The sequence below is a fragment of the Cobetia sp. 10Alg 146 genome, assembly GCF_029846385.1.
Classification (GTDB): Bacteria; Pseudomonadota; Gammaproteobacteria; order Pseudomonadales; family Halomonadaceae; genus Cobetia; species Cobetia marina.
Genome location: NZ_JARWKT010000007.1, coordinates 34048 through 52919, shown reverse-complemented (window position 1 = coordinate 52919; position 18872 = coordinate 34048). Strand labels below are relative to the sequence as shown.

15 protein-coding genes are annotated in these 18872 nt (G+C 63.7%); 8 read left to right on the top strand and 7 right to left on the bottom strand.

Translation table 11 applies throughout. The annotated features are described in order from the left end of the window. Nucleotides 1-4 precede the first annotated feature (4 nt). On the bottom strand, nt 5-931 hold the full coding sequence (locus QD172_RS13020) for a LysR family transcriptional regulator (RefSeq protein ID WP_084207855.1): 927 nt from the start codon (nt 929-931) through the stop codon (nt 5-7). Nucleotides 932-1073: 142 nt separating this feature from the next. On the opposite strand from QD172_RS13020, the gene QD172_RS13015 reads away from it, so the two are divergent. From QD172_RS13015 to dacB, 3 genes are all read left to right on the top strand, one after another. After that, nucleotides 1074-1526, top strand: coding sequence for a PACE efflux transporter (locus QD172_RS13015; RefSeq protein WP_077378043.1), 453 nt, complete (start codon nt 1074-1076; stop codon nt 1524-1526). A 4-nt stretch (nt 1527-1530) separates the two neighbouring features. Further along, nucleotides 1531-1860 carry a multidrug efflux SMR transporter gene (locus QD172_RS13010; RefSeq protein ID WP_077378046.1) on the top strand — a complete coding sequence of 110 codons (330 nt, stop codon included), beginning with the start codon at nt 1531-1533 and terminating at the stop codon, nt 1858-1860. A gap of 179 nt (nt 1861-2039) precedes the next feature. Further along, entirely contained in the window at nt 2040-3494 is a 1455-nt protein-coding gene (gene dacB, locus QD172_RS13005) for a D-alanyl-D-alanine carboxypeptidase/D-alanyl-D-alanine-endopeptidase (protein WP_077378049.1), read from the top strand. Between the two features lie 316 nt (nt 3495-3810). Here the strand turns inward: dacB and QD172_RS13000 are convergent, their stop codons facing one another. Together QD172_RS13000 and nhaB are read right to left on the bottom strand one after the other, a co-directional pair. Then, the gene (locus QD172_RS13000; RefSeq protein WP_077378051.1) at nt 3811-4788 is read right to left on the bottom strand and encodes an MDR family oxidoreductase; all 978 of its coding nucleotides are present in this window, start codon (nt 4786-4788) and stop codon (nt 3811-3813) included. A 163-nt stretch (nt 4789-4951) separates the two neighbouring features. Beyond that, a complete protein-coding gene (gene nhaB, locus QD172_RS12995; protein ID WP_077378054.1) occupies nt 4952-6484 on the bottom strand; it encodes a sodium/proton antiporter NhaB in 1533 nt (510 codons plus the stop codon). Between the two features lie 292 nt (nt 6485-6776). Here nhaB and QD172_RS12990 point away from each other — a divergent pair, with 292 nt between their 5' ends. The 4 genes from QD172_RS12990 (at nt 6777) to QD172_RS12975 (ending at nt 12335) form a co-directional block, all read left to right on the top strand. Next, complete coding sequence (locus QD172_RS12990; protein ID WP_077378057.1) at nt 6777-7148, top strand: diacylglycerol kinase; 372 nt, start codon at nt 6777-6779, stop codon at nt 7146-7148. 80 nt (nt 7149-7228) lie between these two features. After that, a complete protein-coding gene (gene glnE / locus QD172_RS12985) occupies nt 7229-10318 on the top strand; it encodes a bifunctional [glutamate--ammonia ligase]-adenylyl-L-tyrosine phosphorylase/[glutamate--ammonia-ligase] adenylyltransferase (protein ID WP_279855970.1) in 3090 nt (1029 codons plus the stop codon). Between the two features lie 148 nt (nt 10319-10466). Continuing rightward, nucleotides 10467-11237 carry a hypothetical protein gene (locus tag QD172_RS12980; RefSeq protein ID WP_279855969.1) on the top strand — a complete coding sequence of 257 codons (771 nt, stop codon included), beginning with the start codon at nt 10467-10469 and terminating at the stop codon, nt 11235-11237. Between the two features lie 198 nt (nt 11238-11435). Then, nucleotides 11436-12335 carry an ion transporter gene (locus QD172_RS12975; RefSeq protein ID WP_077378068.1) on the top strand — a complete coding sequence of 300 codons (900 nt, stop codon included), beginning with the start codon at nt 11436-11438 and terminating at the stop codon, nt 12333-12335. Nucleotides 12336-12412: 77 nt separating this feature from the next. On the opposite strand, the gene speD is transcribed toward QD172_RS12975, so the two are convergent. From speD to QD172_RS12955, 4 genes are all read right to left on the bottom strand, one after another. After that, nucleotides 12413-13207 carry an adenosylmethionine decarboxylase gene (gene speD / locus QD172_RS12970; protein WP_077378071.1) on the bottom strand — a complete coding sequence of 265 codons (795 nt, stop codon included), beginning with the start codon at nt 13205-13207 and terminating at the stop codon, nt 12413-12415. A gap of 304 nt (nt 13208-13511) precedes the next feature. Next, entirely contained in the window at nt 13512-13937 is a 426-nt protein-coding gene (locus QD172_RS12965) for an OsmC family protein (RefSeq protein WP_077378074.1), read from the bottom strand. 146 nt (nt 13938-14083) lie between these two features. Further along, on the bottom strand, nt 14084-14917 hold the full coding sequence (locus QD172_RS12960; RefSeq protein WP_279855968.1) for a nucleotidyltransferase family protein: 834 nt from the start codon (nt 14915-14917) through the stop codon (nt 14084-14086). Then, complete coding sequence (locus QD172_RS12955) at nt 14917-16116, bottom strand: phosphotransferase (protein ID WP_279855967.1); 1200 nt, start codon at nt 16114-16116, stop codon at nt 14917-14919. Before QD172_RS12955 ends, QD172_RS12960 begins: the two co-directional genes overlap by 1 nt. Nucleotides 16117-16287: 171 nt before the next feature. Between QD172_RS12955 and QD172_RS12950 the strand changes: the two genes are divergently transcribed. Continuing rightward, the gene (locus QD172_RS12950) at nt 16288-18861 is read left to right on the top strand and encodes an LPS-assembly protein LptD (RefSeq protein WP_240704359.1); all 2574 of its coding nucleotides are present in this window, start codon (nt 16288-16290) and stop codon (nt 18859-18861) included. The last annotated feature ends 11 nt before the right edge of the window (nt 18862-18872 follow it).

Genomic DNA, 18872 nt, shown 5'->3' with positions numbered 1-18872 from the left:
CGTGTCATGCCGGCGGCAGGTTCTGGTTGGCGATGGCGGCGTGACTGTCACGGAAGGTGTCGCGCAGTGATTGGCGCAGCCAGCTGGCGGCAGGGCCGCGGGGGCTGTCACGTCGCGAGATCAATTCGATATCGATATCGGCGGTGGCGCCCAGTGCACTCAGGTCCAGTATCGCCAGCCGCTTCTGGAAGGGCGGGTAATGGGCGATGTGGCGTGGCACCTGTGCCCAGCCCAGGCCACGTGTCGTCAGTTCCGCCATGGCATAGAAGCTGTTGAGCTGCCAGAAACGCTGTGAACGAGGAGCTTCCTGGCCGGGGCCCAGCTGCTGACGCTGACCGATCATCAATTGACGGTGATCCGCCAGATCGCTGTGGGTCGGGCTCTCGAGCTGTGCCAGGGGATGGTCGCGGGCGACGATCAGCACCTGCTCCAGTCGTCCCAGAGCCTCCCGCTCCAGTGCCATGGCGCAGAGCGGCTGGCAGAACAGGATGCCGAGGTTGGCCTCGTGCTGCTCCACCCAGCGCGCCACTTCATCCTGAGCCCCATTGAGCAGATTCAGTGTCAGTGTCGGATACTGCACCGCCATCTTTTCCAGTACTTCCATCACGGGTGGCATCTCCACCAGCGCTTCATCGATCGCCAAAGTCAGGCTGGCTTCCAGGCCCTCGCTGAGGGTGCGTGCACGGGCCTCCAGGCGTTGGCACTGCACCAGCACGCTATTGGCTTCGTGCAGCAGTGCCTTGCCTGCAGGTGTCAGGATGGGGGTACGCGGGGTGCGATCGAACAGCTCGCAGCCCAGGTCCATCTCCAGATTGGCGATGGCGGTGCTGACGGCGGACTGCGCACGGCCTAGACGACGTGCTGCGGCGGAGAAAGACCCCGTTTCCGCCACGCAACGCAGCGTCGTCAGCTGTTCCAGTGTCCAGTTCATTGCCTTGCCTCTCGCCTCGATCCATCTGAATACTAGATGGATACTAACTTTTATCCATCTCCATGACCTCTAGAATGCCTGACATATCCACCTCGCACAGCCGCACGGCATCATGTGCGAAGTCTGAGCAGGAGTCTCGGTGATGCGTTCCAACAAAGAGCGATTGGCACAGGCTGGGTTGCTGGAGCTGGGCGGCATTCTGATCGTGGCCCCGCTGTCCGCCATGTTGACGGGGCATGATCTGGCGAGCATGGGGAGCCTGGCCGTGGTGATGTCCACGCTGGCCGTGATCTGGAGTACGGTCTGGAACTGGATGTTCGACCGCTGGGTACCGACTCGCCAGCGCAATATGCTTCAGCGCATCACCCAGGCACTCGGCTTCGAGCTGGGACTGGTGCTGGTGACGGTCTTCCTCGTCGCGGCCTGGCTGGAGATCGGGCTATGGCAGGCACTGTTGCTGGACCTTGGTTTCGTGGCCTTCTTCCTTGTCTGGGCCATGATCTTCAATCCACTGTTCGACGCGGTCATGACCCGCCTGCTGGCACGCAAGGCTGCCCGTGAGCGGAAGCACCCGTCACCACATTCCATGAGGTGAGTCGATGAGTTATGTCTTTCTGGCGCTGGCAATACTGGCAGAGGTCATCGCGACCAGTGCGCTCAAGGCCTCCGAGTCCTTTTCGCGACTCGGCCCCAGCCTGATCGTGGTGGTGGGGTACGGCATCGCCTTCTATCTTCTGACGCTGGTGCTGCGGGACCTGCCGCTGGGCGTCACCTATGCGGTGTGGTCTGGACTGGGGATCGTGCTGGTCACCCTGTTCGGCGCGGTGGTCTATCGCGAGATGCCGGACCTGCCGGCGATCCTGGGTCTGGCGATGATCGTGGGGGGAGTTGCCGTCCTGCATCTGTTTTCCAGCGCCACTCCTCATTAAGCTAGAGGCATCACGGCGCCAATCCGGCTGTGACATGGATGCTCACCGACGACGTCACTGGATGCCTCATGCCTCTACTTCGCACTGCACCAACCTCTGCGCGACCTGCGTTGCTGCCCACGTTGCTCTCTTCGCTGCTTCGCCCGTTCAAGGCAGCGGCACACCCCGCGGTGTCGGGAATGCCGCTGCGCTTCACGCGCTCGCTGCGCGGACTGGCCATCGCCGCCGGCGCTACCCTAGTAGCGACCGGGCCGGCGCAGGCAGCCGGGTTCGACAACCTCACTCGCCTGGCTGACAAGGGCTTCATCGTCAGTGCCCAGGCTCGCATGCTGGACACCGGCGAGACGCTGGCCTCGGTCAATCCCGACCAGCAACTGACGCCGGCTTCGCTGTCCAAGCTCTATATCGCCGGCGCGGCGCTGGACCGTTTCGGGCCGCAGTATCGCTTCTCCACACGTCTGCGCAGCACGGGCTCGATCAATGACGGCGTGTTGACCGGCGATCTGGTGCTCGAGGGCAGTGGTGACCCGGCATTGACCAGTGAAGAACTGTGGCGTCTGACCGAAGAGCTGCGCTTCAGAGGCATCCGGCGCATCGAGGGACGCCTGCTGGTCAGTCAGTGGCGTTTCGGGCCGGTGCCATGCATCAGTACCGATCGCTGCAATGCCTCGCGTCGCTCGAGCAACGCCTATGATGCGCTGCTGTCGTCCGCGGCCAGCAACTATGCCAGCTGGTGCGTGAAGGTGATGCCGGGGGCGGGCAGTCAGGCGCCGGCGCGACTTGCCAGCTGTGACACGACCCAGCCCACCGAGATCTTCGACAATCAGGTCACCACCGTCGCGGCCGGCGGAAAGAATGCCCTCAATGCGCGGCGTACCACCAGCAACGGGCGCGATACGCTGGTCGTCAGTGGCACCATCGCCGCCGACAGCCAGCCGCGCAGCATCTACCGTGCCGTGTCCAATCCGGCGCTGTATACCGGCGAGCTGATGCGCGACATGCTGGCGCGTGCCGGCATCGCGGTCACGGGCGGCGTGGATATCACCACCACGGCGCCGCCTTCCAGTGCGGTACAGCTGGGGAGTGTCGAGGGCAAGCCGATGCAGGAGCTGTTGACGCGGATGCTCAACTACTCCAACAACTTCATGGCCGACCAGCTGACATTGGCACTGGTCGGTGGCAGTCAGGCCACGCTGCGTCAGGGAGGCGCCAAGCTTGAGACCTTCGCCAGCGCGATTCCGGGTCACGGTCCGCTGACGCTGTATTCAGGCAGTGGTCTGACCTCGCAGAACCGTACCAGCGTCAACGGTCTGATCGCGTTGCTCGACAGCATGTACCACCGTCCGGCCCTGTTCCCCACTTTCGTTGCTGGGCTTCAGGCACCGGCCAATGGTCCGATGCGCTTCATTCGGCGCGGCAGCGAGACCTTCCGCAACCACGTGATGGTCAAGACGGGAACGCTCAACAATCCTGTGCCGGTGCGCGCCATCTCGGGCTACTTCCGCACCCAGACAGGCCGCTGGGGAGCCTTTGCCGTGATGGTCAACGGGCGTGCCGCCGTGCCGTATCTTTCCTGGCCGCAGGTGCTGGATCCGGTCGCGGAGGACCTGACCGCGATGATCGAGCGCAATTGATCCATCGGCCGTGACTGCATGACACGAAAGCCCCCGCCAGCTGGCGGGGGCTTTCGTCTTCATGGCCTGTGTGACAGGCACAAAAAACCCCGCCCGAAGGCGGGGTGATCCTCCACACGCCCGGCATGGCTGAGGGGAGGGCACTCGGGACGCTCGACAGGGCGTAACGAGATGCCTAGAGCATAGCGTCGTGAGGCCGCCTTGGCTAACCTCAAACAGCGTATTGCACCGCAACAATCAATGACTTGGCGCAATTTTCGAGGCAATGGCGCATTTTTTCCGTGATCGGCTGCGATTCGTGGTGCGCGCTGGCATGTCAGCGGGCGGGATCCAGCAGTACGCGGCCACTGATGTTGCCGTCGATCATGGCCTCGGCACGTGCCGCGATGTCATCCAGTCCCACCGTCTCCAGCTGCATCCGCGCGTGCAGCTCGCTGGAGACCTCCGCCAGGCGTTGCCACACCTGCTGGCGACGCTCGGCATTGATCATCACGCTGTCGACGCCGAGCAATGAGACGCCGCGCAGGATGAATGGCATCACGCTGGTGGGCAGGTCCGCGCCCGCCGCGAGTCCCACGGCCGCCACCTTGCCATCGTAATGCATCTGCGCCAGCAGGTTGGCCAGTACCTGGCCACCGGCGGTATCCACGGCACCGGCCCAGCGGCTCTTCTCCAGCGGACGACCCTTCTCCTCGAAATCGCTGCGCAGATGGACCTCGCTCGCGCCCAGTGACTCGAGCCACTCACGCTGCTCGGCCTTGCCGCTGACCGCGTGGACCTCGAAGCCCTGCTCGGCCAGCATCTGCACTGCCCAGCTGCCGACCCCGCCAGTGGCACCGGTGACGATCACCGGGCCTTGCTGGGGCGTCAGGCCGGCCTCTTCGAGACGCATCACGCACAGCATGGCAGTCAGGCCCGCCGTGCCGAAGGCCATGGCCTGTTCGGCACTCAGGTTCGCGGGGCGCTTGACCAGCCACTCGGGCTTGACGCGCATGCGCTCGGCCAGTCCGCCCCAATGACGCTCGCCCACGCCCCAGCCGGTCAGGATGACCTCGTCGCCTGGCTGGAAGTCCGGCGAATCGGAGGCCTCGACACGTCCCGCGAAATCGATGCCCGGCACGAAGGGCAGCTCGCGCACGATCTTGCCACGGCCGGTGATGGCCAGCGCATCCTTGTAGTTGAGGCCGGAACGCTCGATGGCCACCGTGACAGGCAGGTCGGGTAGCTGATCATCGGAGAGTTCGACGACTCGGGCGCGTGGGGTCTCATCGTGCAGCATCAGTGCGCGGGACATGGCAGTCTCCTCGTGATTGGCGTTGGTGTTGGCGCTCTTCCTGCGTGAAGGTGTCAGGGCGTCTGGCGTGAGACGCTCGGTCTCACAGTGCCTGCAAGCGACGCCGCGGGGAAGTCCCGAGACCTCGACATTGGGATGAGACTGACGCAACCGGGGCCGCTGATCAGATGAAGCTGCGCACGGTGGCCAGGCCGACAAGGGTCATCAGCACGGTATAGGGCAGCGCCATCCATACCATGCGCCCGTAGGACAGCCGGACCAGCGGGGCGATGGCCGAGGTGAGCAGGAACAGGAACGCCGCCTGACCATTGGGGGTCGCCACGCTTGGCAGGTTGGTGCCGGTGTTGACCGCCACCGCCAGCGCATGGAAATGCTCACGACTGATGTTGCCCGCCAGGTACTCGTTCTTTACCTGAGTGATGTATACCGTCGCCACGAAGACATTGTCCGAGATGGCGGACAGCAGTCCGTTGGCGAGGAACAGCGCCCCCGCCTGGTCCTCCATCGGCAGACTGAGCACCCATTGGATGAAGGGCTGGAACAGATGCTGCTCGTGGATGACGGCGACGATGGTGAAGAACACTACCAGCAGTGACGTGAAGGGCAGCGCTTCCTGGAAGGCGCGTCCGATCTGATGCTCATCGGTGATGCCGTTGCCGGCGGTCAACAGGATGATCACCGCCAGCCCGATCAGCCCGACCTCGGCCAGATGCAGCGCCAGTGACAGGACCAGCAGGATGGCCACCACCCCCTGCACGATCAACGCTGCGCGCTCGCGCGGGGTGCGGCGCGCATCCTGATGGCGATCATAGTCCTCGAGAATCCGGCGGACGCTGGCAGGCAGGCGTTGGCCATAGCCGAACCAGCGGCCGCGTTCCAGCAGCACGCACAGCGCAAGTCCGGCGAAGAAGGTGGGAAGGGTGACGGGGGCCATCTGCAGGAAGAAGGACAGGAAATCCCACTCGGCGGCCTTGGCGATCACCAGATTCTGCGGCTCGCCGATCATGGTGCTGACGCCCCCCAGCGCGGTACCGACGGCACCATGCATCAACAGCGAGCGCAGGAAGCCGCGGAAGTCCTCGAGATCTTCGCTGTGGATCGCCTCGACACTGATGTCGTTGGCGTGATCATGCTGGGTATCGAAATTCTTGCCTGACGCCACCTTGTGATAGACGGAGTAGAAGCCCACCGCGATACCGATGATCACCGCGGTCACGGTCAAGGCATCCAGGAAGGCGGACAGCAGGGCGCTGGCCAGACAGAACATCAGCGACAGCCAGGTCTTGGAGCGCACGCCGAGAATGATCTTGGTGAAGGTATAGAGCAGCAACGGTTTCATGAAGTAGATGCCTGCCACCATGAACATCAACAGCAGGATCACCGGCAGATTGCGCTCCATCTCCTGCATGATGGCATCCGGGGAGGCCATGCCGATGGCGACGGCCTCGATCGCCAGCAGGCCGCCGGGTTGCAGCGGGTAGCACTTGAGCGCCATGGCCAGCGTGAAGATGAACTCGCCCAGCAACAGCCAGCCGACGATCACCCCACCCTGAGGGCCGCTGAACCACAGCAGCAGCGGATTGGTGATCAGGAACAGGCACATCAACTGCTTGTACCAGCGCGGCGATTGGCCGAGGAAGTTGCGCGCCAGTCCGTGACCGAGTGTCTGGCGTGTGTCGTGAGATGAGGAAGGCATGGGCAGTTCCCGGGCGTTGACTTGTTGTTGTTGGATGACAGTATCGGCAATGCCGCAACATCGCGGGCTTTGCTATCATCGCCGCCGTCATCGAGCGCCTGGCGGTATTAGAGCATGCTCGGTGATGAGGTCTCGGGTAGCCTTTGGTCGTGAAAACCGCGCAGCTAGCGCTGCGAGGTCGCCAGCCGGTGTGCTGGCAGCTCTTCCCGAGACGTGTTTCTGGTAAACGTCATCGTCCGATTGAAAGATCGGCCTCTGCAGCCACCGTGCTGCGTCTGCACGAGACCCGAAGATGAAATCACGGCATACCGGCCTGACCCACCTCAAGCACTCCGCGCGTTACTCTCTCAAGGGGCTCAAGGCGGCCTGGCGCAATGAAGAAGCCTTCCGGCAGGAGTTGATCCTGTGCGCGCTACTCTTGCCGTTCGCCTGGTGGATCGGAGAATCGCACATCGAGTGGCTGCTGCTGGTCGGCTCCATCCTGATCGTGTTGATGGTCGAGCTGCTCAATTCCGCGGTGGAGTGCGCGATCGATCGCATCGGCCCGGAGTTTCATGAACTGTCCGGGCGCGCCAAGGACATGGGCTCGGCAGCGGTGATGCTCGGTCTGATCTTCGCGGGCCTGACCTGGGGCACGCTGCTCTACGACAAGCTGTTCGGATAGGGCATATCGCCTGTGGGGCATGGCCGTGTCATGTCCCCTCTGCCTCCGTTATGCTGAAGGTCGGATCGAAGGAGACGACCATGCCCGACAACGCCCCCGCCTCATCACCCCACTCTTCCCGCCCGTCAGCGGATCTCCCGCTGCCGGCAGACTTCCTGCCGCTGGAGGCGCTGCTCGGCCAGCAATCCGAGCACAGTCGCCAGACACTGGAGGAGGCTGCCGGCGCCGCACGGGAGCGTCTGAACGAGAGCCTGATGCAGGCCCGGAGTCTCAGCGAGATGCGCGGGGATGCCAGCTCGCCCGTGGCGACGTTTCTGGCGCTGGGGGCGCAGCAACGTCTCGAGCTCGCCCGTCTGGTCACGCTGTCGGACTTCGCTCTCGATACCCTGTGCCGTCGCCCTGAGCTTCTGGCCGAACTGATCGAGAGCGGCGAGCTTGAACGCGCCTTGCCGCCACGGGAATTGAGCGCACGGCTGGCGGAGGGGCTGTCGGCCGCCGAGGATGAAAAGGCGATGCAGCAGGTGCTGCGGCGTTTTCGCCAGCTGCGCATGATGGGCATCATCTGGCGTGACCTCAATGGCACGGGCATGTGGGACACGGCGGGCGCGGTCTCGCGACTGGCCGAGGTCTCGCTTGAAGGTGCGCTGGGATGGCTGGAGGCCTTTCTTGAACCGCGCTATGGCCGCCCGGCAGCGGATCGCTTCGGAGAGCCGCAGCGGTTGGTGGTGCTCGGCATGGGCAAGCTGGGGGCCGGAGAGCTCAACCTGTCCTCCGATATCGACTTGATCTTCGCCTTCCCCGACAAGGGCGAGACGACGGGCGGGCGCAAGTCGCTGGATCACCAGGAATATTTCACGCGGCTGGGCCAGAAGTTGATCGCGGCGCTGGATGCGATGACCGCCGATGGCTTCGTGTTCCGCGTCGACATGCGCCTGCGGCCGCTGGGGGACGGCGGCCCACTGGTGGGCAGCTTCTCGATGCTGGCCAGCTACTATCAGGATCAGGGGCGTGAATGGGAGCGCTACGCGATGCTCAAGGCGCGTCCAGTGGCCGGCAGCATCACCGCGGGCGAGCGACTGATCGCACATCTGCGACCCTTCGTCTACCGCAAGTATCTGGACTTCGGCGCCATCGAATCCCTGCGCGAGATGAAGGGGATGATCAATCGCGAGGTCAAGCGCCGCGGGCTTTCTGACAACATCAAGCTGGGGTCCGGTGGCATTCGCGAAGTGGAATTCGTCGCCCAGGCCTTCCAGTTGATCCGCGGTGGGCGCGAGTCGGAACTGCAGGTCACCTCACTCAAGACAGCCTTCGCGCGACTGCCCGAGCTTGGCCTGCTGCCACAGGCGGTCGTGGATGAGCTGGTGCCGGATTACGTCTTCCTGCGTGATCTTGAGCATGCCCTGCAGGCGCAGGCCGACCGCCAGACCCAGACATTGCCGCTGGACCCGCTGGGGCGCGAGCGTCTCGCGCTGGCGATGCAGCTGCCGGACTGGGAGGCGCTCACCGAGCGACTCGAAGAGGTGCGCGCTCGCATCCGGCTGCACTTCGACAACGTGATCGCCGCGCCGGAAGACGAGGAAACCGAACCGCCCGAAGGGCAGCAGGCACTCGATGAGTGGCGTGCCCTGTGGCGCGATGAGCTGACGGTGGAAGAGGGGCGGGAGCTGCTCGCCGAAAGCGGATTCGAGGCACCTGACGAGAGTCTGCGGCGCCTGAACAGCCTGCGCCGCTCACGGGCAGTGCAGGGGATGCAGCGCATCGGTTTTGATCGTCTGGATGCCTTGATGCCCTCATTGCTGCAGGCGCTGGGCTCGGCGGCGGGCGACCCGGAAAAGCCCGGCGAGCATGATGCCAGTCGCGTGCTGGAGCGTGTGCTGCCGCTGATCGAGGCCGTGTTGCGTCGCACGGCCTACCTGGCGCTGTTGCGCGAGAATCCTGATGCTCTGACGCAGTTGATGCGCCTGTGTGCAGCGAGCCCCTGGATTGCCGAGCAGCTGGCGCGCTATCCGGTGCTGCTGGACGAGCTGCTGCACCCGCACAATCTCTACTCGCCCGCCGACAAGGTGCGTCTGGCCGATGAGCTGCGCATCGCGCTGTCACGCATCCCCGAAGAGGATGAAGAGGCGTTGCTCGAGGCGCTGCGCGTCTTCCGGCACGCCCAGGTACTGCACGTCGCGGCCTCCGACATCGCGGGGGCGCGCCCGCTGATGAAGGTGAGCGATTATCTGACCTTCATCGCCGAGGTGATCCTCGAGCAGGTGCTGGCGATGGCCTGGAAGACCCTGACCCGCAAGCACGGCTTTCCGCTGGGGCGGGATGGCCAGCCGATCACCGGGGACAGTCTGAGCGGCTGCTTCGTGATCGTCGGCTACGGCAAGCTGGGGGGCATCGAGCTGGGCTATGGCTCGGATCTGGATCTGGTCTTCCTGCACGATGCCGCCAGCAAGGGCCAGACGGATGGCCCGCGCCCCCTCGACAACCCGCTGTTCTTCACCCGGCTGGGTCAGCGCATCATTCATCTGCTGACCGCGGTGACTCCGGCCGGTGCCCTCTACGAAGTCGACATGCGCCTGCGGCCTTCCGGCAACTCCGGACTGCTGGTCTCGAGCCTGGCTTCCTTCCGTGATTACCAGCTTTCCCAGGCCTGGACCTGGGAGCATCAGGCGCTGGTGCGGGCACGTGCCGTGGCGGGGGATCCGGCGCTGGCTCTGGCGTTTGAGCAGACACGTCGGGAGGTGCTGGGGCAGGCCCGAGAGGCCGATGTCCTGGGCAAGGAAGTCGTCGCCATGCGCCACAAGATGCGGGATCACCTGGGGAGTTCCGCCAAGGACCGGGATGCAGGCCAGTTCCACCTCAAGCAGGATGCGGGAGGCATCGTCGATATCGAGTTTCTGGCCCAGTACTGCGTGTTGTCGATGAGCCATCAGGAGCCTGAGCTTCTGAGATGGAGTGACAACATGCGACTGCTCGAGACGCTGGAGGCCTGTGGGCGCCTGCCGGGTGAACAGGCCAGTGAGCTGCGCGAGGCCTATCTGGCCTATCGCAATACCAGCCACCGCCTCGCGCTGGAAAAGCGTGGCAGCCTCATCAATCTCGAGCAGGTGCCGCTCATCGCCATGCACCGCGAGCGTGTCATCACCATCTGGCAATCCTTGCTGGGGGAGTGATCTTGACTCAGACATTTCGTGTCCGGCTCAGGCATTTCCTGTCCCGATGACTCGCACGGCGTGATTAAACGCCATATCAATGCTCGCAATCCCCTGTCGCCATCCCCAAGAAAGGGTGCACCAGACAACGTTGACAGGGGAGGTCAGCATGATGGAGTGGATCGCGAATCACTCGAAAACCATCTCAGCGATTGCCAGTATCGGCTCGTTCTTCATCTGGCTGGTCTACGCACAGCTGCTGTATCACAACTTCCGTCGCCAGCGGCGCCCGCGCGTGCTGATCAATCGCGGCAAGTCCAAGGGGATCGACAGCCTGTGCATCGTCAGCAACATGAGTGCCGAATCGATCTTCATCGAGCACATCATCGCCCGGCTGGATACCAGTCATGGCAGCCTGCTGATGGATGTCACCGAGTTCGAACGCAGCTATCAGGAAGGTGACGAGCAGAGTGACAATCAGCAGGACGGCGACAGCGAACAGTCCGCGAAGGAGGCTTCCAGCAGCAGTGAATGGCGTATCTCCGATACCACGCGTCAGGGGCCGCTGGGGTCGGGCGACTTCCTGCATATCGGGACGTTCTCTGAAGTCATCGAGCGCATGGCGCGCCGCAATGGCATCTCGCTTGACGGTCACTGGCCCAGCAATGAGCAGCTGAAATTCCAGCGCCTGACGCTGAGCATCATCGGCATCTATGGCAGTGAAGACCACCCGATCGGCGTCGAGCGTGCCTTCCGTCTGCACGATGCCAATGGAGAATGTGCGCTGGTACCGGAGCGCTGGGATTCCAATCGCCTGTCATCACGCCGCCAGCGTCACAAGTTGCGCAAGCTTCTGAATCGCATCAGTGGGGAAGACATCAGCGAGCAGTCTACCTTCCAGCTTCCGAGTGACGACGAGTCGCGCGACAAGACGTCATGAGCGCGGGCACATGAGGCTAACGCATGAATCACCGGGCGCATGAATCACCGAGCGCATGAATCACCGAGCGCATGAAGCTTCGGTCGCATGAACTACCGGGCGCATGAATCATCACAAGCACGACAGCGGTGTCTTCACACTGTCAGGGCGTCGAGGATGGGGTAGGCTTTCCTGAGCCCCATTTACGGAGATCCTCGGATGCAGGAACGCGTCACGCCCTTTCAGCTGTTCATTCTGGTGCTGTCACTGTATGTCATCGGTGCGATGGTCGTGGATCTGATCTTCGAACTGTCGCCTCCGGTCCAGCGACTGCTGCAGTACATGGACTACGTGGTCTGCCTGTTCTTCTTCGTTGATTTCTGCAAGCGGTTCGCCAGTGCGAAGAGCAAGCGCGAGTACATGAAGTGGGGCTGGATCGACCTGCTGGCCTGTATTCCGGCAGGCCTCTTCCAGGGGGCGAGGCTGTTTCGCGTGGTGCAGATACTGCGAGTGCTGCGCGCCATCAAGTCGATGGAGATGATCTGGAAGCTGCTGTTCCGCAATCGCGCCGAGGGGGTGTTCGCCTCTGCGGCCACTGCCACGGTGCTGCTGGTGGTCTTCGGCGCACTCACCATGCTGATGGTGGAGACTCCCAACCCCGACAGCCCCATCAACACTGCCGAGGAGGCGCTGTGGTGGGCCGTCGTGACGGTGACCACCGTCGGCTATGGGGACTATTATCCCATCACCACTCTGGGGCGGGTCGTGGCCGTGCTGTTGATGGTGGGAGGCGTGGGGTTGTTCGGGAGCTTCGCGGCCTACATCAGTTCGATCTTCATCGAGGATGACAGTGAGCAGGAGGCGCGCGCGGCGCGTGCCCAGCGCGACATGACCCGCGCGCTCTACCACCAGATCAGCGAGCTGACGACCGAGGTGCGTGAATTGCGCACCCGGCTTGATGAAGTGGCGGTGATGCAGGGGGAGTCGCTGGCGGAGCGCGAACAGCGCCGTGAGGCGCTCCAGCGTGAGGTCAATGACGAGATGGCCCGGCGTCTGGACGAGGCCGGCACCACTGCGCCGCAACGCAAGACGGACCCCGGGCCTGACGGAAAGCGTTGAGCCGTGATCGGGCCAGAAAAAAGCCCCTGACACCCAAAGGTGTCAGGGGCTTTTGCATGCCTCGAGGCGTGCCCGGCTCAGTCGAAGTTGCGCGAGTAGAAGATCTCGAGCATTTCGCGACGCAGGCGGCTTTCGATGTTGGTGGCTTCCTCGAAGGTCAGCTCGCGACGCGAGGTGCCGAAGAGGTAGTTGTCCAGCTCGAAGTCCTTGAGCAGCATCTTGGTGTGGAACATGTTTTCCTGATACACGTTCACATCGACCATCTGGTAGGCACACTTGGTGTCTTCCGCCAGGTAATCCTGGATCGAGGTGATGTCGTGATCGATGAACAGCTTCTTGCCATCCACGTCGCGGGTGAAGCCGCGCACGCGGTAATCCATGGTCACGATGTCGGAGTCGAAACTGTGGATCAGGTAGTTCAGCGCCTTCAGCGGGCTGATCATGCCACAGGTCGAGACATCGATATCCAGACGGAAGGTGCTGATGCCGTTGTCCGGGTGGGACTCAGGGTAGGTGTGCACCGTGACGTGTGACTTGTCCAGATGGCCGACGACCGTCTCGGGCAGCGGGCCCGGGCCCGGCTCCGTCTGGGCGGGGTCCGTCTCTTCCAGCTCATGCTCGGCGATCAGGATGGTCACGCTGGCACCATGCGGCTCGTAGTCCTGACGCGCGATGTTCAGCACGTGGGCACCGATGATGTTGGTGACATCCTTGAGTATCTGGGTCAGGCGCTCGGCGTTGTAGAGTTCATCGATATAATCGATATACGCCGTACGCTGTTCTTCGGTCTGCGCGTAGCAGATGTCGTAGATATTGAAGCTCAACGAACTGGTGAGGTTGTTGAACCCGTGAAGGCGGAGTTGATCGCTCACGTCCAGGCCTCCTTGAGATGGGAGGGTGGTATGACATCCGATGCCTCTATCACGCCCGTGTGGCGTTGCCATCCAGGGGTGAACATCGGGCCGAAGAAGGTGTCCTGCGGCGCTCGTTTCGTGGCCGATGGCCGAGGAGCGACCGGGAAGACAACCGGTTTGAGGGGCGTATTATGCACAGGCAGGGCCGACACGCCAGCGTCAATTCCCGTCGAGCGTCGCTCGCTGGCGTGAGCCCCCCTCTGCTACCCGCCGTCAGATCGCTCATGGCGGCGGGTAGCAGAGGGGGAGTGCCGGGAGATGATCAGGCGGCGCTGTCGATGACTTCGTAGGAGTGCGTGATCTCGACGCCACCGGCGCTGAGCATCAATGACGCGCTGCAGTACTTTTCGGCGGACAGCTCCACGGCGCGTTTTACCTGTGCTTCCTTGAGGTTGTAGCCCGTGACCACGAAGTTGACGTGAATGCTGGTGAAGACGCTGGGCACGCCATCGGCGCGCTCGGCCGTGAGGTCTGCGCGGCAGTCCGTGACCTGCTGGCGGGCCTTTTCGAGAATCTGGATGACGTCAAAGCTGGTGCAGCCGCCCAGCCCCATCAGCAGCATCTCCATCGGGCGCGGGCCGGTGTTGCGTCCGCCATTTTCCGGATTGCCATCCATGACGACGCTGTGGCCGCTGCCGGATTCCGCGAGGAACTGGCGACCATCGGTCCACTTGATGCTGGTGTTCATTGCCATGACGAATTCTCTCCCTTCGGTGAATCAATGAGTCAGTGAGGTGCACCGGTGCGCAGGCGGGACCGCACGAAGGCGCACAGAATAGCATTGCCGCGCCCGCGGCCGGAGGAACGTCCGGCGCTGAGCTTATGCCTGCGAGCTCATGCCTCCGGATGTGCCGGGCGATCGCTGAGCAGCCTGTCCAGCTCGTCCAGTCTTTCCGGGGTTCCGACGTCGATCCATTCGCCACGGTGATGCAGTCCGCGTGCCTCCCCGCGCTGCATGGCATCGCGCAGCAGCGGTGCCAGCTTGAACACGCCATCACCCTCTCGCAGAGCCGGCGTCTCGTGCAGGGCGCGCCGGATCAGGCGTGGGGACAGCCATGACACGCCGGAGAAGGTCAGGCGGTCTGCGTGGTCCATGCGCTCGTCCGTTCCATTCACGGGGCCGTCGCGGACTTCGCCATCCTGCATCAGCAGGAAGTCGCCGCTCGGATGGTGTGGCGGGTTGTCCACCAGTACCAGGCCCGCCAACGGCCTTGGCGGCAGGCACTGAGTCTGGCTGGCCAGTGCCTGGGCCATCAGCGCCCCGAGATCCACATCGCACCAGACATCGCCATTGATCAGCAGGAAGGGTGTCTCGTCGGCGTCATCGGCCGTCAGAGCGCCGGGCAGTGTCAGCGCGCGTGCGATGCCGCCACCGGTCTCCAGTGGCGTCATCTCATGGGAGAACGTCAGCGTCAGTTCGCGCCTGCGGCCCTGCCAGCGCGCCTGCAGCAAGCCGCAGGGAGAGCGAGCAGCGGCGAAATGCTCCAGGATCTTCTGCGCAAGATGGCCGACGTTGATGACGATGTCATCCACGCCTGCGGCTTCCAGCCTGAGCAGGTGATGCTCTAGCAGCGGGCGTCCTGCGACGTTCAGCAGCGGCTTGGGCGTGTGGTCAGTCAATGGACGCATGCGAGTCCCGAAGCCCGCGGCCAGAATCATCGCGCGCATCAGCCTTTCTCCTGCGTGACATCTGTCTGACGTGCCTCGGCGTTGCGCATCAGGCGTGCCGCGCGATCGGCCAGAGCGGCCAGCTCATCGTAGTCGTCAAGGTTGATCTCCGGCGTCTCGCCATTGGCCAGTTGCAGGCCTCGTGCCTCGCACTCGGAGGCCAGACGCAGTGACAGCGCCGGGGTCAGCACCTCATCCAGCCAGTGGGTGAAGGAGATCAGTTCGGGGCAGAAGGCCAGACCTTCACGCAGATGGCCGAGGAAGCGTGGCATCAGCGTCAGATAGCGTGGCTTGGCGTCGCGCAGGGTCAGACGCGCGAAGATGCCGAGAATCTTGAGATTGCGCTGCACCCCCATGCGCTCGACGCTCTGTCGATACGCGAGCGGGCTGGGGGCTGGCAGGCCAGCGGCGGCATAGCGTGGCAGGGCGGCAAGGCGGGCCTGTTCGATCCAGCGCGCCATGGCGGGCTCCGGCCAGCGCCAGTGGCGGTCACGCAGCAGCGAGATCAGGTCGTAGTTCTCGGGACCGATGACGGCATCCTGGAAATCGATGATCCACAGCGTCTCCCGCGACTGGCCGGCATCGGCATGCAGGAACAGGTTCTGGGCATGGAAGTCGCGGTGCACGGTGACGAGAGGTTGCGCGCGCGCGGCCGTCAGCAGCTGTCCGCAGAGCGTTTCCCAGGCGGCGTAGCGGCGGTCATGCGGCATGTCGAGTAGCTGCCCCAGACACCATTCGGGGAAGAGGTCCATCTCGGCCTTGAGACGCGCATCGTCATAGGCGGGCAGGTCGGCCAGCGGCAGTTCATGCAACTGCTCGAGCAGGCCGATGGCCTCGCCATAGTAGTGGTCGGCGTGTTCGGTGCTGGTCAGGGCCGTCATCAATGGCGTATCCCCGAGATCCTCAAGCTCCAGAAAGCCTCGGGCGTCATCGAAGGCGAAGACCTCGGGCAGGGGCAGGCCGGCCTCTCGCCACTGGCGAGCGATGGCGACGAAGCCATGGCTGTCCTCCTTTTCCGGCGGTGCATCCATCAGGATGCGGGACGACATGCCGGGGGCGCTCTCATCGAGATGCAGGCGGAAGTAGCGACGAAAGCTGGCGTCGTCGGCCACCGCGCTCATGCGGACGGCGTCGGGGGTGAGGTCGTGGCGTGCGGCAGCCCAGGCGTGGAGGGCCTGACGGCGGGCGTCGGATGTCATGGGGCGGGGCTCCTGTCGGCGGATACGGGGGCCGGCTGTCAGTTGACGCCTGTGCCGCGGCCCCGCATGCTGGGGTGTGGTGACCACAGGACAGGCGGAACCGGCAAGCAGGAAGGCCGGTTGCTGGGCCTGTATAATACCGATTCCCCCAGCCAAGGACACAGAGCAGCCATGGCCCAGCGCAGCCATTCAATACACACGGGCAAGCCGGTGTCCGCCCTCGGGCGGCCGCATCGTCGTCTTGCGTCTTCCACGACGGCGACGCGTCTCCCCGTCAGCCAGCCGGCGACATGGCGGCTCAAGCCGCTGGTGCTGCGTCTCCTGTGGACGCTGGCCCCGCTGGCCGCTGGCGCGCCGCTGATGGCGCAAGCCGCCCCGCCGGAGCCGCTGTCGGCAAGCCAGCTCGACTGGCAGCCTTATGATGAGGTGCCGCAGGGGCAGCTGTGCAGCGGTCGCTACGTGACACCGGCCTACCGGATCGATGCGGGTGACACGCCCGAGCAGGTCGCGACCTCCGCCGACAAGGCCAATTATGGCAATGACGGCGTCGCGACCCTGATGGGCGAGGTAGTGCTCAGACGGGGTGATTCCCAGCTGGAATCGCCTGAGGTCAGCGTCAACGAGGCGCGAGACACCGCGACGGCCAAGGGCCCGGTGACCTACCGTCAGCCCGGCGTGCTGCTGCGCGGAGATGATGCCCGCGTCTCGCTCAACAGCGACGCGGCCAGCGTCGACAATGGTCACTACGTCTTCCACAAGCAGCGTATCCGGGGGGATGCGGTGCAGTTGGCGCGTCTGGAAGATGGCCGATATCGCCTGAAGGATGCCAGCTTCACCTCCTGTGAGCCGGGCAACAGCCTGTGGCGTCTGGTCGGCAGCGATATCACCATCGACCGGGAGTCCGGTTGGGGGGAGGCGACCCACGCGCGCATGGAAATGGGCGGCGTGCCGGTCTTCTATTGGCCCTATGTGCGTTTCCCGGTCGATGACCGCCGCCACACCGGGTTGCTGTGGCCGCAGCTCAGCTACACCAGCTCCAGCGGCTTCGATTATGCCCAGCCCATCTATCTGAACCTGGCCCCGAATTACGATGCCACCATCACGCCTCGCTACATTTCAGAGCGCGGTGAGATGCTGGAAGGTGAGTTCCGTTACCTGCTGCCGCGTGGCGACGAAGGCACGCTGGAAGGCGCCTGGCTGGCCGATGACGATGGCGGCAGTGATCCGGATGACGATGAAGAGGATCTCATCGGCGAGGATCGCTGGTACATCAATTACCAGCACTCTGGTCGCTATGACGCGCGCACGGCCTATCAGCTCAAGTATGGCGCGGCATCCGACGGCAATTACTTCGATGACTTCGGGCGCAACTTCGGCGAGACCGAGACGGACAGCCTCGAGCGTCTCGCGCGACTGAATTACCGTGGCGACGTCTGGGATCTCGAGTTCAAGGCGCAGGGGTATCAGCGGATGGACTTTCCGCTGGATGACGAGGACAAGCCGTTCTATCGCCTGCCGAGCCTGACTGCCAACGCGCGCTGGAGCCAGACCAGCGGCTTCTATGAAGAATGGAATTCCAACGCCACCTACTTCTGGCGTGATGTGGACGAGACCGACACGGACATCGACGACGATGAAGCCGCCAACGGCACCCGTCTGCGTCTGGCACCGGCCGTGGGCTGGCGCAGCGATCAAAGCTGGAGCTTCATCGAGCCGCGTGCCCAGCTGATCAGTCTGAGCTACGACCTGGACTACGGGGATCGCGAGACCGATCGTGACAGCAGTACCTCGGCGACCATTCCGGTGCTGTCACTGGACAGCGGCTTGATCTTCGACCGTGATACCGAGTGGTTCGGCGAAGGTTACAAGCAGACGCTGGAGCCGCGTCTGTACTACGCCTATGTCCCTGAGGTCGATCAGTCCGACTTCCCGGACTTCGACACCTCCGAGGATGCCTTCAGCTGGAATCAGCTGTGGTCTCCCTACCGCTTCAGCGGTGGCGACCGAGTGGGCGACACCAACAAGATTTCCTACGGCGTCTCCTCGCGCTTCATCAGTGACGAGAGCGGTCGCGAACGCCTCAAGCTGGGCGTTGGCCAGTCCAGCTACCTGTCGGACCGCAACATCGACATGGATGGGGACCCGGACAAGACGTCGCGCTCCGACTTCGACAGCTACTCCGATTACTATCGGGCGACGCGTGACCGCTCGCCGGTGGTCTTCCAGGCCGATGTGGTCCTCAACGACCAGTGGACCGCGACCCAGGCCGTGTTCCAGGACTTCGATCGCGGTGTCACCGAAAGCGCCCAGACATCACTGCGTTATCGCGCCAAACAGGGCACGGTACTGAACTTTGGCTTCAATCGTGAGATCGAAGGGTTCGTGCCTTACGATGATGAGGACGATGAAGACGTGCTGGGCTATACCCGCAACGAGTGGGATTTCTCGTTCGCGACGCCGGTCAGCGCAAGCTGGTCGCTGCTGGGCCGCTATCAGTACGACAGCACCAATTCCCGCTCGCTGGAGAAGGTGCTGGGTGTCCAGTACAACGACTGCTGCTATGGCGTCCAGGTCACCTGGCGGGAATGGCAGGATGACAACGACACCGCCAATACCATCTCGGATGATGAAGAGAAGAACGGTATCTTCCTGACCTTCGAGTTCAAGGGACTGGGTGGCGTCGGCCAGAGCGCGGACAGCTATCTGGAGCAGGCGGTGCCGGGCTATCGCAACGCCGGTTTCTGACCCCCGGGATG

Bases quoted from the DNA above. Each gene is read 5' to 3' on its own strand.
- glnE (WP_279855970.1), top strand. From the start codon at position 7,229: ATGCCCGACAACGCCCCCGCCTCATCACCCCACTCTTCCCGCCCGTCA.
- QD172_RS12990 (WP_077378057.1), top strand. From the start codon at position 6,777: ATGAAATCACGGCATACCGGCCTGACCCACCTCAAGCACTCCGCGCGT.
- nhaB (WP_077378054.1), bottom strand. From the start codon at position 6,484: ATGCCTTCCTCATCTCACGACACACGCCAGACACTCGGTCACGGACTG.
- QD172_RS13015 (WP_077378043.1), top strand. From the start codon at position 1,074: ATGCGTTCCAACAAAGAGCGATTGGCACAGGCTGGGTTGCTGGAGCTG.
- QD172_RS12955 (WP_279855967.1), bottom strand. From the start codon at position 16,116: ATGACATCCGACGCCCGCCGTCAGGCCCTCCACGCCTGGGCTGCCGCA.
- QD172_RS13010 (WP_077378046.1), top strand. From the start codon at position 1,531: ATGAGTTATGTCTTTCTGGCGCTGGCAATACTGGCAGAGGTCATCGCG.
- QD172_RS12975 (WP_077378068.1), top strand. From the start codon at position 11,436: ATGCAGGAACGCGTCACGCCCTTTCAGCTGTTCATTCTGGTGCTGTCA.
- QD172_RS12950 (WP_240704359.1), top strand. From the start codon at position 16,288: ATGGCCCAGCGCAGCCATTCAATACACACGGGCAAGCCGGTGTCCGCC.
- QD172_RS12960 (WP_279855968.1), bottom strand. From the start codon at position 14,917: ATGCGCGCGATGATTCTGGCCGCGGGCTTCGGGACTCGCATGCGTCCA.
- QD172_RS12965 (WP_077378074.1), bottom strand. From the start codon at position 13,937: ATGAACACCAGCATCAAGTGGACCGATGGTCGCCAGTTCCTCGCGGAA.
- dacB (WP_077378049.1), top strand. From the start codon at position 2,040: ATGCCGCTGCGCTTCACGCGCTCGCTGCGCGGACTGGCCATCGCCGCC.
- QD172_RS13020 (WP_084207855.1), bottom strand. From the start codon at position 931: ATGAACTGGACACTGGAACAGCTGACGACGCTGCGTTGCGTGGCGGAA.
- QD172_RS12980 (WP_279855969.1), top strand. From the start codon at position 10,467: ATGATGGAGTGGATCGCGAATCACTCGAAAACCATCTCAGCGATTGCC.
- QD172_RS13000 (WP_077378051.1), bottom strand. From the start codon at position 4,788: ATGTCCCGCGCACTGATGCTGCACGATGAGACCCCACGCGCCCGAGTC.